The sequence below is a fragment of the Paenarthrobacter ilicis genome (genome assembly GCF_016907545.1).
Taxonomy (GTDB): domain Bacteria; phylum Actinomycetota; class Actinomycetes; order Actinomycetales; family Micrococcaceae; genus Arthrobacter; species Arthrobacter ilicis.
In genome coordinates, this window is record NZ_JAFBCD010000001.1 from 3,242,524 (window position 1) to 3,255,743 (window position 13,220).

Genomic DNA, 13,220 nt, shown 5'->3' on the forward strand with positions numbered 1-13,220 from the left:
CAATGAAGAGAGGTTGGACGTGGCTGTAGGAGAAGAGACCTCACACATCCTCAGCGGGTTGACTGCCCAGCTGCCTGATCGTGATCCGGAAGAGACTGCGGAGTGGATTGAGTCCCTTGATGCGTTGATCGCGGAGCAGGGTACTGAGCGTGCGCAGTTTATTATGCGGAGTTTGTTGCAGCGTGCTGGTGCCCGGAGTGTGGGTGTGCCGATGGTGACGACGACTGATTATGTGAACACGATCCCGGTGGATCAGGAAGCGCCGTTCCCGGGGAACGAGGAGTTCGAGCGCCGGTACCGGGCGTATATGCGGTGGAACGCTGCGGTGATGGTTCATCGTGCGCAGCGGGCTGATATTGGTGTGGGTGGGCATATTTCCACGTATGCCGGTGCTGCGACGTTGTATGAGGTGGGGTTCAATCACTTCTTCCGCGGCAAGGACCACCCTTCGGGCGGGGACCAGGTGTTTTTCCAGGGCCACGCGTCGCCGGGGATGTACGCGCGGGCGTTCATGGAAGGGCGTTTGACGGAAGAGGATTTGGACGGGTTCCGGCAGGAGAAGTCCAAGGAGGGCCATGCCCTGTCCTCGTACCCGCACCCGCGCCTGATGCCTGATTTCTGGGAGTTCCCGACCGTGTCGATGGGTATCGGCCCGATGAACGCGATCTACCAGGCCCAGTCCAACCGGTACCTGCAGAACCGTGGGATCAAAGACACCGCTGATCAGCAGGTCTGGGCGTTCCTGGGGGACGGGGAAATGGACGAGCCCGAGTCCCGTGGCCTGCTGCAACTGGCAGCGAACGAGAACCTGGACAACCTGAACTTCGTGATCAACTGCAACCTCCAGCGCCTGGACGGGCCGGTGCGCGGCAACGGCAAGATCATGCAGGAGCTCGAGGCGTTCTTCCGCGGCGCGGGCTGGAACGTGATCAAGGTCGTCTGGGGCCGGGAATGGGATTCCCTGCTGGAGAAAGACTCCGACGGGGCGTTGGTGAAAATCATGAACGAAACCCCCGATGGTGACTACCAAACCTACAAAGCCGAGTCCGGCGGGTTCGTGCGGGAACACTTCTTCGGGAAGAACCCGGCCACCAAAGACATGGTCGCGGACCTGGACGACGAACAGATCTGGGGCCTGAAACGAGGCGGCCACGATTACCGCAAGGTCTACGCCGCCTACAAAGCCGCCACGGAGTTCAAGGGCAAACCCACCGTGATCCTGGCCAAAACCGTCAAGGGCTACGGACTCGGACCCCACTTCGAGGGCCGCAACGCGACCCACCAAATGAAGAAGCTCACCATGGAAGACCTCAAAGCCTTCCGTGACCACCTCCGGATCCCCATCAGCGATGACCAACTCGACGCTGACCTCTACCGGCCCCCGTACTACCACCCCGGCATGGACGCCCCCGAAATCAAATACCTCATGGAACGCCGGGCAGAGCTCGGCGGGTTCGTCCCCGAACGCCGCCGCACCCACACCGAGGTCACCCTCCCCGAAGCGAAATCCTACGACGTAGCCAAACGCGGATCCGGTAAACAACAAGCCGCGACCACCATGGCCTTCGTGAGGCTGCTCAAGGACCTCATGCGGGATAAAAACTTCGGCGCACGCTTCGTGCCCGTCGTCCCGGACGAATCCCGGACCTTCGGGATGGACGCGTTCTTCCCGACCGCGAAAATCTACAACCCCAAAGGCCAGAACTACCTCTCCGTGGACCGCGACCTCGTCCTGGCCTACAAAGAATCACCCGCCGGACAACTGATCCACCCCGGCATCAACGAAGCCGGAGCCGTCGCAGCGTTCACCGCCGCCGGAACCTCCTACGCCACCCACGGCGAACCCCTGGTCCCGATCTACGTGTTCTACTCCATGTTCGGCTTCCAACGCACCGGCGATTCGTTCTGGGCAGCAGCAGACCAAATGACCCGCGGCTTCATCATCGGCGCCACCGCAGGACGAACCACCCTCACCGGCGAAGGACTCCAACACGCCGACGGACACTCACCCCTGCTCGCCTCCACCAACCCCGCCGTGAAAACCTACGACCCCGCCTACGGCTACGAAATCGGCCACATCATCCGCCACGGCCTCGAACAAATGTACGGCGACGCCTCAGACGATAAAAACGTCATGTACTACCTCACCGTCTACAACGAACCCATCACCCAACCCGCTGAACCCGAAAACCTCGACATCAACGGACTCCTCAAAGGCATCTACCGCCTCGCAGAAGCCCCCACCGGCGAGAGCAACGGGAACAACGGGAACCGGCCCACCGCGAACATCCTCGCCTCCGGCGTCTCCGTCCCCTGGGCCATCGAAGCCGCCCGCATCCTCAACGAGGACTGGGGAGTCGCCGCGGACGTCTGGTCAGTGACCTCCTGGAACGAACTCCGACGCGACGGACTCGCCGCCGAAGAACACACCTTCCTCAACCCCGGCCAACCCACCCGCACACCCTTCATCACCGAACAACTCAAAGAGACCACCGGACCCGTCATCGCCGTGTCCGACTACATGAAAGCCGTCCCCGACCAAATCCGCCAATTCATCCCCAACGACTTCGCCTCCCTCGGAGCAGACGGCTTCGGCTTCTCCGACACCCGCCAAGCCGCACGCCGCTACTTCAAAAACGACACCCACTCCATCGTCACCAAAACCCTCCAGATGCTGGCGGCGAGGGGCGAGATTGAGGAGGGGGCGCCGTCGTACGCGATTGACCGCTACAAATTGCTGGACGTGAACGCCGGCACCACCGGCGGTTCAGGCGGAGACGCCTGATCCAATCACCATGCATGGCGGCAGTGTTCTCTAAGAACGCTGCCGCCATGTGCCGTTTTAAACCGATATTGGTAGATCACGGATAAATGCCTGCGAAGGAGCTAGAGACCCCATGGACCCCCGCGCGTATGGTGAGGTTATGACTCAATCCGGCACGACGCCCACCACTGGCGTGCTGCTTGCGGCGGGCGCCGGCACGCGCTTGGGCCGTGGCCCGAAGGCACTGCTGCCCTTCCGCGGCCGAACACTGGTGGAGGTGCTGGCCGGGACCTTGTTGGACGGCGGCTGCCGCGAGGTGGTGGTGGTTCTGGGCGCCGAGGCCGATCATGTCCTCAGCAGGACCGACCTTTCGCCGTACACGGTGGTGGAAAACGGCGATTGGGCCAAGGGAATGGCCGGTTCGTTCCGGGCAGGAAATGACGCAGCTACGGCCGGAAACAACATCCTGGTGGCACTGGTGGATCAGCCTGGCCTGACCCCGACGGCGGTCAGCAGGTTGCTGGGCAGCCACCATCCCGGGAGGGTCACCGCCGCCGCGTATCCTGACGCGTCCGGCCAGCTGAAGCGACGGCACCCGGTGATTTTCGACGTCGGGCTCCGCGACCCGGCGGCCGCGGCCGCCAGCGGTGACACCGGGGCACGGTCCTACCTGAAAGCGCATCCCGGCCTGGTGGACCTGGTGGACTGCAGCGACCTCTGCTCCGGGGAGGACCTGGACACGAAGGACCAGTTGCATCTTTTGGACGGGTAAATTTGGTGCATGATCCGCATCGAAACCGACGATCCCGCACGCCCCGACGTCCACCAGCTGCTCAGTGAGCACCTGGCAGACATGTTCGCCACCTCCCCGGCGGAGAGCGTCCATGCCCTGGATCATTCGGCGTTGTCCCACGAGTCCATCACGTTCTGGACAGCGCGCGAGGACGGCGTGCTTCTTGGCTGCGGAGCATTGAAGGCCCTGTCCGATGCCCGGGCTGAGATCAAATCAATGCGCACCACTGCCTCTGCCCGGGGCCGCGGCGTTGCCACCCTTATGCTGGAGCACATCGTGGCCGAAGCCGGGAGCCGGGGATTCGACAAAGTCAGCCTGGAAACCGGCACCGAGGACTACTTCGCCCCGGCCCGCCGCCTGTACCAGCGCCACGGTTTCACGGAGTGCCCGCCGTTTGGGGAGTACACCCTGGACCCCAACAGCGTCTTCATGGAACTCCCCCTTCCAGCCAAGTAGGTCGCAGATTGGTTGGACGGAGGCGGCTGGGTCAGACGGAGGCGGTGGTTCGGTCGCGCAGGGCCAGGTAGATCTTGTCCCGGGCAATGGGCAACTCACCGAAGCGGACTCCGGTGGCGTTGCGGATGGCATTGGCCAGCGCAGGCGCCACCGGGTTGAACGGGCTTTCACTCATGGACTTCGCACCCAGGGGACCGGTGGAATCGTTGGTCTTGGCGAAATAGACCTCGCTCCGCGGCACGTCGGCAAATGACGGGATGTGGTACTGCCGAAGAATGTCCGTGGTGACGCGGCCGCCGTGGTCCACTTTCACTTCCTCGTACAGCGTCGCGCCAAGGGCCTGCGCAATGCCGCCTTCGATCTGCCCGCGGCATTGCCGGGGGTTCACCACAACGCCGGCATCCGCGGCCTGGACACTCTGCAGGATCCGCAGCTCACCCGTTCCCCGGTTGACGGCCACACGGAAACCGTGGACGTTGAACGCGACCGAGCGCGGCGTTCCTCCCCAGTTCCCATCCGTGGCGAGCCGGACGCCTTGGAGGCGGCCGGCGTCGACGATCTCCTTCAACGTCACCGTCCGGTCACCGCACTGGACACCGCCGTCAACCAACCGGCAGTCCGTCAAGGCGGCGCCGGTCAGTGCCGCGGCCACGGTCTGGATGCGGGTGGCAAGTTCCAGCGCCGCGCCCAGTGTGGCTTTTCCGGCCACCACGGTTCCGGCCGAACCGAACGCACCGGTGTCGTGCTCCACGAGGTCGGTGTCGGACTGACGCACGGCCACCTTGTCCGCGGACGTCGCCAGCGCAGTGGCCGCCAACTGTGCGTGCACGGTGGTGGTGCCGTTTCCGAACTCCGCAGTTCCGACGTCGACGGCGAACCGGCCGTCCGCTTCCAGGCTCACCCGGGTGTGGGCGAAGTGGCCGCGCGGCGGCACGGTATCGATCATGGACAGCGCCGAACCTTCGCCAACCATCCACTCCGGGCCAAGATCGTCCAACCCCGCGGCGCGGTAGCGCTCCTTGCCACGGTCCAGGGCATCGCGAACCAAGGACACGCACTGGTCCAGGCCGTAGCTGCCGTAGTGGACATCCTCTTCCGGTTCGGGAGTAGTTGACAGCATGTGGTCCCCGGGCCGGACCATGTTTTGGAGCCTGAACTCCAACGGATCCATCCCAATGCCCACTGCAAGCTCGTCAATGGCGGACTCGATGGCAAAGATCATCTGGCTCAACCCGTATCCACGGAACGCGCCCGCCGGAACGGTGTTGGTGTAGACGGCGTGGGCATCCACTTTCTTGTTCACACACTTGTAGACGGCCAGGGACTCGCCGCAGCCGTGGAACATGACGCCGGGAGCGTGGTTTCCATAAGCGCCGGTGTTGGTCACCACATCCAGTTGCAGCGCTGTCAGGAGCCCATCCTTGCTGGCACCCGCCTTCACGTGGATGGTGAACGGGTGGCGGGTGGTGGTTGCAGTGAACTGCTCGGTACGGGTGAATTCCAGTTGGACGGGGCGCTTGAGGCTCAATGCCGCCAAGGCCACCAGGTCCTCGGTGAGGACCTCCTGTTTTCCGCCGAAGCCACCCCCAACCCGGCCTGCCACCACGCGGACGGTTTCCGGCGGCAGATTGAACAGCCGGCTCAAGGTCCGCTTCACCAGGAACGGGACCTGGGTGGAGGAACGGACCATCAGCCTGCCATCGTCGTCAATCCATGCAATGGAGGCATGTGTTTCCATGGCTACGTGCTGCACCCGCTGGGTTTGGTACGTGTGTTCATGGATGACGTCGGCGGCAGCGAATCCGTCCGCTACGCTGCCCAGTTCCGCATGCACCTCGGCCACCACGTTGTTCAGTGGCCGGGAAATGCGGGACGATTCGCCGTCCTTTTCGCCGTGAAGTGCCGGGGCGCCCGGCTGCAGCGCGTCCTGCGGGGTAAACACCGGTTCCAGAAGTTCGTACTGAACCTCCAGCGCCCGGGCTCCGGCCTCCGCGGCACCCACCGATTCGGCGACCACGGCGGCAACCCGCTGGCCGATGAAACGCACCACATCATCCAGGACCCGGGTGTCATCGGGATCGTCCGTGTAATTCTCGTGCTGGGCGGTGGAGAACAAAAGCTGCGGAGCATCCGCGTGGGTGAACACGGCCACTACGCCCGGAATGGCCAGGGCCGGGGCTTTGTTGATGGAAACGATCCGCGCATATGGGTGCGGGGAACGGAGCAGTTTCATGTGCAGCAGGCCCGGAAGCTCCTCGGCAGGCACGTCCAGGGTGTAGCGGGCAGTACCGGTAACAATGGCCTGGCCTGCGGGAGCCGGCACGTTGTCGCCGAGCTGTCCGGGGGTGGGCGGCACGGCCGGTAACTGTGCCCCGGAAACGTCAGTTCCGGCGTCGTGCTGGTGATTGGAGTCGTGACCACACACGGCTTCCGCGATGGAGCGATAGCCGGTGCACCGGCAGAGGTTGCCCTTGAGGTTGCGGGGCAGGTTGGCGCGTTGCTCGTCGTCGAACGTCGCCGCGGTCATCATCATGCCGGCAGTGCAGAAACCGCATTGGAAGCCCTGTGCCTCCAGGAATTGCTCCTGGACAGGGTGGAGTTCGCCGCCCTGGGACAGGCCCTCGATGGTGGTCACGGCTTTGCCATCGGCCCGGACTGCCGGGTAGATGCAGGTGTGCACGGGCTTGCCGTCCACGTGCACGGTGCACGCACCGCAGTCGCCGCCGTCGCACCCCTTCTTCACACCGAAGTTGCCTTCTTCGCGGAGGAAAGTGCGGAGGCATTGGCCGGGGCGGGGTGTGGCCTGTGAGTCAGAGCCGTTGATCTCAATTGCCATGACGGGCCTCCTTCTGCTGGATAACGGGTTGGGTGGACGGCTGGGGCGAGGTGTTGTGTGGGGGCCAGAAATCGCCCGAGACATGCATGGACTCATCCAGCAGCTCCGCCCGGATCTCTTCGGCCAGTTTGAGCGTCATGTCGTGCCGCCACTCGGGAAGTCCGTGGACGTCGTCGTGGTACAGCTCCGCGGGGATGGAATGTTCGACGGCGGCGGCCAGGGTCCCGGCGTCCGGAACCGCGCCGGCGGGGAACCGCAGCTGGACGGGCCTCTTGGTGGATGCGGTCACCGTGATGACCATCCCGAAAACAGGGTCCATCCGCCCTATCAGGAGCACACCGGAACGGCCCAGGTTGCTGAGTGACAAGCGGCGGAACGCCACAGTTGCCGCCAGCGCCTCTGCCGGCAGGTGGATGCTGCGAAGCAACTCCCCCGGAGCCAATGCGGTGCGCATGTCGCCGGTCACCACTTCTGCCACCGGGACTTCGCGGCTGCTGCCGTCAGGGCTGAGGATGGTGGCAATGCCGTCCAGCCCCGCGCACAGTGAAGTCATGGGTCCGGCCGGCAACCCGGTGCAGATGTTGCCGCCCACCGTGGACATGTTCCAGATCTTGAAAGAGGCCACAAACGAGTCGCAGCTGGGACGGAACAACGCCAGCCCGGGCCATTCGCGGGCTGCAACCTCCGGAGAAAGCGGTACGTCGTAGAGCTCGGCAACAGTGCAGGTTGCTGCGATGTCGATTCCCTGGTCCGTCACGCTGATGGCCGGCCACCCGGCTTGGCCCAGGTCCAGCAAGCGCGTCAGCACCGTGCTGCCGTACGAGAAAAGCACCGTACCGCCGGCAAGCCAGGCATCGCCTTCGCGCCATTGCGCAGGATCCGTGGTGGGAAGCACGGCCTCTACGGTGTTGATGTCCATGAGTCCTCCTGGAGGGAGTGGTGGGGAGCGGGCGCCGCGTGGATGGGGCCGCTGCTGTCTTTCAGGCTGGGAAAACCCGGGGTTGCTGCTGTCTTCCGGTTGGCGCTTCCGCGTTCGGCAATGATCTCGGCCGTGATGGAAACAGCCACTTCCGCGGGAGTCACAGCTCCCAAGTTCAGGCCGATGGGGGAATGCAGCCGTTCCAACGATTCCGTGGGCGTGCCGGCGTCAACCAGGGCCTCGATCCGTTGGTGGTGGCTGCGCCGGGACCCCATGGCGCCGAGGTAGGCCAGGTTCATTGTCAGTGCGGACTGCAGCAGGGGGATGTCGAATTTGGGGTCGTGGGTCAGGACGCACACAACTGTCCTGGAGTCGATGCGTCCCGCGGCTGCCTCGGCTTCCAGGTAGCGGTGTGGCCATTCAGTCACCACGGCATCCGCCCCGGCGAAGCGGCCCTGCCGGGCAAAGGCCGGACGGGCATCGCATAAGGTCACGTTGTAGCCAAGGAGTTGGCCGGCCGGGAGCAAGGCCGCACCAAAGTCGTTGGCTCCAAAAATCACCATCCGGGCAGCCGGCAGGCGGCTCTCCACAAACAAGGTGATGGGTTGCGGCTCTTCCACCTCACGGGGCGGGGCTGCCAGCCGTTCGGTGGTAACCCAGCCGTCGATGCAAGCCTCCGGCGGGGCCAAACGGACAAGGCCGGTGCGGCCACCCTGAAGGAGTGGCTCGATCTGCGCCGCGGCGGCGAAAACTGTGGAGGGATGGTCTCCCACAAGATGCGCCAACTCCTTGGATTCCATGGCGCGGAACCGGACAGGATCGTTGACCAGGACCACTCCTCCCCCGGCGTCGAGCCTGCGGATCAGGGCCACGGCTGGCCCAGCGGGGGCAACCGTGGGTGAGGTGCTGGGTGAGGGGCGGGCGCTGGGTGAGGGGCCGGCCAGGGCCGAAAGCTCCGGAAGTCCGGCGACGAGCGGCTGGATGTGGACTTCCAGCTCCCCTCCACAGGTGAGTCCGACGGCGAACGCGTCCTCGGCGCTGTAGCCGAAAGACTCAAGGCGGGGGCCGCCGTCGCGCAGTGCTTCCAAGGCAGCCTCAACAACGGCACCTTCAACGCAACCACCGGACAAGCTGCCCAGGATTTCGCCGTCTTCAGACACCATCATGGAGGTTCCCATGGGCCGCGGCACGGAACCGCCGGTGCCCACAATCGTGGCTACGGCGCATCGCCGGCCCGTGACCGCAGGCCGCCAGCCGCCCAAAGAGGGCATCAGATCCAGCAAGGCAACACGTCCTTTTATCAGGTGCTCCAGCTGGTTGGCCCGGCCGGAGCAGTGCGCGATCTTGCCCCATGTTCTCATTCCCGGAGGCTGTTGAGGGGTAGTCGCGGCTTGTGAGCAAGAGTTCATGGGAGCGGGGGCAAGGGCTTCATCTCCCTGCCCCCGCTCCATAGCGGAGCGTCGGCATCCACCCGCCGCCCGCCGTCGGGCTTCCCGGTGCCCCGGGAGGATCCTGACGGCAGACGCCTATTCATGCGGATGGGTTTCAACGGACCGCCGATCGAAGTGCCGGATGACCCGCCGGCACGGGGTGCGCCCGGTTACCGGGCAGGCGCGGGCTAGACGCCCATCAGCGTGTTGATGGGACCCCGGGCGAAGTAGATGATGAAGCCCGCGGTGACCACCCACATGAGCGGGTGGACTTTCCTGGCCCGCCCCGACGCCGCACTGATCACGGCGAAGGAGATGAAACCGACGCCGATCCCGTTGGCGATCGAATAGGTCAGCGGCATGGTGACGATTGTCAGGAAGGCCGGCAACGCGATGGAGAACTTGGTGAACTTGATCTCGCGGATCTGCGCCATCATCATTGCGCCCACCACCACCAGGGCTGCAGCGGCAACTTCCAGCGGAACCACCGAGGTCAGCGGCGTGAAGAACATTGATCCGAGGAACAGCAGGCCGGTGACCACCGAAGCGAGTCCGGTACGGGCGCCTTCGCCAATTCCGGCAGCAGAGTCGATGTACACCGTGTTGGAAGACCCGGACGTTGCACCGCCCACCACTGCGCCCATGCCTTCGACAATGAAGGCGGACTTCAGCTTGGGAAACGTTCCATCCTTGTGCGTCACTCCGGCACTCTTGGCAAGGCCGGTCATGGTGCCCATGGCATCAAAGAAGTTGGTGAACACCAGCGTGAACACCAGCATGGTTGCAGCCAGCCCGCCGATCCTGGCGAACGAGCCGAACAGATCGAACTGGCCCACCAGGCTCAGGTCCGGAACGGATACCAACTGCCCGGACAGCACTGGGGTGTTCAGGTGCCATCCGCCCGGGTTGGTGGCGCTGCCGGGACCAATCTTGAACACGGCCTCCACCACGGCGGCCAAGACTGTGGTGGCGACGATCCCGATCAGCAGGCCGCCCTGGATCTTGCGTGCCACGAGGATGCCCATGGCCAGCAGGCCCACAATGAAAACAAGGGTGGGGATGGAGGTGATGGAACCATCGTTGCCCAGCTGGACCGGTGGACCGCCCGCGGTAGGACGAACGAATCCGGAGTCCACAAAACCAATAAAGGCAATGAACAAACCGATGCCAACGGTGATGGCGGCCTTGAGTTCCTTGGGCACTGCCTTGAAGATGGCTGTCCGGGCGCCGGTGGCACCGAAGAGGACAATCAGGATGCCGTTGATGACCACCAGGCCCATGGCTTCGGGCCACGTGACTTCCTGAATGACTGCCACGGCCAGGAAGGAGTTGATGCCCAGGCCTGCGGCCAGTCCGAAGGGAAGGTTGGCCACCAGCCCGAAGATGATGGTCATGACGCCGGCGGTCAGGCCGGTCACTGCACCTACTTGCGAGGCAGAGAGCCAGCCCCCTGCGACGTCGGTGGGTGCGTTTTCTGCGGAGAAGCCTCCCAGGATGAGCGGGTTGAGGATGACGATGTACGCCATGGTGAAGAACGTGACCAGGCCGCCGCGGAACTCGCGGGCCAACGTGGAGCCACGTTGTGTGATTTCGAAGAACTTGTCCAGGAAGTGCGGCGGCTTCTTGCCGTTGCCGTTTGCCGCTTTCCGGTCATTTGCCGCTGTGGGCCCTGCGCTCTTGCCCCCGTTGGGGAGCAGCGCAGCCTGCTTTTCAGCTGCGGTCTGCATTTCTGCGGGATCCAGGATTGTCATGTCAGCACCGGGCCTTAGTAATCAATCCTGGAATCAAGCGTGTTCCATGTGGTGAACGGCTGGAGGGCCGCCGGAGCCTGGGGGTCGCCCAGTTCCAGCTTGGCTACCGGCATCAGCGCGTCCCGGTTGTCGTTCTCAAAGTATTCGTAGAAGACTGCGTCATCGAAGCCAACGGATGCGGCGTCGTGACGGTCTGCGGCAAAGAACACGCGGTCGACGCGTGCCCAGAGCGCTGAAGCCAGGCACATGGGGCACGGCTCGCAGCTGGTGTAGAGGGTTGCCCCGCTGAGATCGAAGGTTCCCAGTTCGCGGCAGGCGTTACGGATGGCCGTGACCTCTGCGTGTGCGGTGGGATCGTTGGTAGCTGTAACGCGGTTGACGCCTTCGAAGGCTCGTCCGTCCGCGGTGACAATGACGGCGCCGAAGGGGCCACCACTGTTCAGGACATTGGCTGTTGCCAGCTCAATGGAAGTGGCCAGGAATTGCTCGGCCGTGACGGTTTTACTCATGTTGCGACTTCCTTAGTGCTGAGGAAGCCAGGTGACCTGTTTGGGGGCGCTACAGAGAGGAGCTCCAGTTAGCTTGGTTACCAGGCTTCAGCATGTGCGATGAAGGTTAAGTTGCGCCTGGTAGATAGCTTCCCCGGGTCCGGGTGCCCGCCTTTGGCAGTTAGAGCGTAGCACCACGTTTGTGAGCCGCGCCATAGTTTTTTGAAAACTTAATTTCGTGATGTGAAATTACTTCGTCAGCGGTGGCGCCGCCAAATATGACCGCCGGCCGCGCCCCGGCGTTGACTGCCGCCGTCGCCCATTTTACGCTGTGTGGGACCGGCGTCACTCTGCGCGACCCGGTTCCTGGATCAGCAGACAGGACCTCACTGAGCTGGAACGCCTACACGCCGACCAGACAAGGAACCTGTCATGACCCCCCTTTGGATCAAGAACCCGCTGGGTATCTTCACCGCAAATGACCACGACGCCGGCGGCGGACTGGTGGTCTCAGACGCTGGCACCATCATTGAGCTGGTGCCTTCGGGCCGGCAGCCGTCCACTCCCTGCACCGTCTTCGATGCCTCCGCCCACGTGGTGCTGCCCGGGCTCATCAACACGCACCACCACTTCTACCAAACCCTCACCCGCGCCTGGGGTCCCGTGGCCAACGCTCCCCTGTTCCCCTGGTTGCAGAACCTCTACCCCGTCTGGGCCCGGCTTACCCCGCGCAGCCTTGAACTTGCTGTCCAGGTGGCTCTGGCCGAGCTCCTCCTGTCCGGCTGCACCACCGCCGCGGACCACCATTACCTCTTCCCCGACGGCATGGAAGACGCGATCGACATTGAGGTGGCCGCAGTCCGGTCCATGGGGATGCGGGCCACTTTGACCCGCGGGTCCATGACCCTGGGAGAGGACGACGGCGGGCTGCCGCCCCGGACCACGGTCCAGTCACCTGAGGCGATCCTTGCGGACAGCGAACGGCTGATTCGCAAGTATCACGAAACCGGTGATGGCGCTGTTGTGCAGATCGCCCTTGCCCCGTGTTCACCCTTCTCGGTGACCAAGGAAATCATGGCCGAATCAGCGGCCATGGCGGAGCGGTTCGACGTCCGGCTGCACACCCACTTGGCCGAGACAATCGACGAGGAAGACTTCTGCATGTCCATGTTCGGGCTACGGACAGTGGACTACCTGGAATCCGTGGGCTGGTTGGGTTCACGTACCTGGCTTGGACACGGCATCCACTTCAATGACGAGGAAATCGCGCGGCTGGGAGCTGCAGGAACAGCGGTGGCCCACTGCCCGACGTCGAACATGCGCCTGGCCTCCGGGACTGCGCGGGTGCTGGAACTCGAGGCCGCGGGCGTTCCCGTGGGGCTGGGAGTGGACGGATCTGCGTCCAATGACGCGTCCAACATGATCCTTGAAGCCCGCCAGGCCCTGTACTTGCAGCGCTTGCGGTATGGCGCATCCGTGCCCGTGGAACGTGCACTGGGGTGGGCCACACGTGGGTCGGCTGCGGTTCTTGGCCGGTCCGATATTGGCCAGCTGGCTCCCGGCCTGCAGGCGGACCTGGCGCTGTTCAAGCCGGACGAGCTCCGGTTCTCCGGCAGCCACGACCCCGTGGCAGCGTTGTTGCTCTGCGGGGCCGACCGTGCCGACCGGGTGATGGTGGGCGGTGTTTGGCGGGTTGTTGATGGCGCGATTCCCGGGCTGGACGTTGCGGGGCTCATCGCCGAGCACTCCGCAGCGGCACGGAAGCTGGTGAACGGGTAGCTTT

At 64.1% G+C, this 13,220-nt stretch carries 9 protein-coding genes; 4 read left to right on the top strand and 5 right to left on the bottom strand.

Annotated elements, in window-relative coordinates; genetic code table 11:
• The first annotated feature begins 19 nt into the window (after window positions 1-19).
• The 3 genes from aceE (at window position 20) to JOE60_RS14780 (ending at window position 4,013) form a co-directional block, all read left to right on the top strand.
• Window positions 20-2,785, top strand: a complete 2,766-nt coding sequence (gene aceE / locus JOE60_RS14770; protein ID WP_204814937.1) for a pyruvate dehydrogenase (acetyl-transferring), homodimeric type — start codon at window positions 20-22, stop codon at window positions 2,783-2,785.
• Window positions 2,786-2,897: 112 nt separating this feature from the next.
• Window positions 2,898-3,536, top strand: a complete 639-nt coding sequence (nboR, locus tag JOE60_RS14775) for a nicotine blue oxidoreductase (RefSeq protein ID WP_167267118.1) — start codon at window positions 2,898-2,900, stop codon at window positions 3,534-3,536.
• A gap of 9 nt (window positions 3,537-3,545) precedes the next feature.
• Window positions 3,546-4,013, top strand: coding sequence for a GNAT family N-acetyltransferase (locus tag JOE60_RS14780; RefSeq protein WP_167267121.1), 468 nt, complete (start codon window positions 3,546-3,548; stop codon window positions 4,011-4,013).
• A gap of 31 nt (window positions 4,014-4,044) precedes the next feature.
• Here the strand turns inward: JOE60_RS14780 and JOE60_RS14785 are convergent, their stop codons facing one another.
• The 5 genes from JOE60_RS14785 to JOE60_RS14805 all read right to left on the bottom strand — a co-directional run bounded on the left by JOE60_RS14785 (window position 4,045) and on the right by JOE60_RS14805 (window position 11,458).
• Entirely contained in the window at window positions 4,045-6,849 is a 2,805-nt protein-coding gene (locus JOE60_RS14785; protein WP_167267123.1) for a molybdopterin-dependent oxidoreductase, read from the bottom strand.
• Window positions 6,839-7,768, bottom strand: a complete 930-nt coding sequence (locus tag JOE60_RS14790) for an FAD binding domain-containing protein (RefSeq protein ID WP_167267126.1) — start codon at window positions 7,766-7,768, stop codon at window positions 6,839-6,841. The genes JOE60_RS14785 and JOE60_RS14790 overlap by 11 nt, the downstream gene beginning before the upstream one ends.
• A complete protein-coding gene (locus JOE60_RS14795) occupies window positions 7,750-9,051 on the bottom strand; it encodes an XdhC family protein (RefSeq protein ID WP_167267732.1) in 1,302 nt (433 codons plus the stop codon). Before JOE60_RS14795 ends, JOE60_RS14790 begins: the two co-directional genes overlap by 19 nt.
• Before the next feature lie 335 nt (window positions 9,052-9,386).
• Entirely contained in the window at window positions 9,387-10,949 is a 1,563-nt protein-coding gene (locus tag JOE60_RS14800) for an NCS2 family permease (protein WP_167267128.1), read from the bottom strand.
• A gap of 14 nt (window positions 10,950-10,963) precedes the next feature.
• Window positions 10,964-11,458 (bottom strand): nucleoside deaminase, encoded by a 495-nt coding sequence (locus JOE60_RS14805; protein WP_167267131.1) that lies wholly within the window; start codon window positions 11,456-11,458, stop codon window positions 10,964-10,966.
• A 411-nt stretch (window positions 11,459-11,869) separates the two neighbouring features.
• Here JOE60_RS14805 and JOE60_RS14810 point away from each other — a divergent pair, with 411 nt between their 5' ends.
• Window positions 11,870-13,216, top strand: a complete 1,347-nt coding sequence (locus tag JOE60_RS14810) for an 8-oxoguanine deaminase (protein WP_167267133.1) — start codon at window positions 11,870-11,872, stop codon at window positions 13,214-13,216.
• Window positions 13,217-13,220 lie beyond the last annotated feature (4 nt).

What these genes read in the sequence shown, in the direction of transcription:
- JOE60_RS14790 (WP_167267126.1), bottom strand. Translation starts at nt 7,768, where the DNA reads ATGGACATCAACACCGTAGAGGCCGTGCTTCCCACCACGGATCCTGCG.
- JOE60_RS14805 (WP_167267131.1), bottom strand. Translation starts at nt 11,458, where the DNA reads ATGAGTAAAACCGTCACGGCCGAGCAATTCCTGGCCACTTCCATTGAG.
- JOE60_RS14810 (WP_167267133.1), top strand. Translation starts at nt 11,870, where the DNA reads ATGACCCCCCTTTGGATCAAGAACCCGCTGGGTATCTTCACCGCAAAT.
- JOE60_RS14785 (WP_167267123.1), bottom strand. Translation starts at nt 6,849, where the DNA reads ATGGCAATTGAGATCAACGGCTCTGACTCACAGGCCACACCCCGCCCC.
- nboR (WP_167267118.1), top strand. Translation starts at nt 2,898, where the DNA reads ATGGACCCCCGCGCGTATGGTGAGGTTATGACTCAATCCGGCACGACG.
- JOE60_RS14780 (WP_167267121.1), top strand. Translation starts at nt 3,546, where the DNA reads ATGATCCGCATCGAAACCGACGATCCCGCACGCCCCGACGTCCACCAG.
- JOE60_RS14800 (WP_167267128.1), bottom strand. Translation starts at nt 10,949, where the DNA reads ATGACAATCCTGGATCCCGCAGAAATGCAGACCGCAGCTGAAAAGCAG.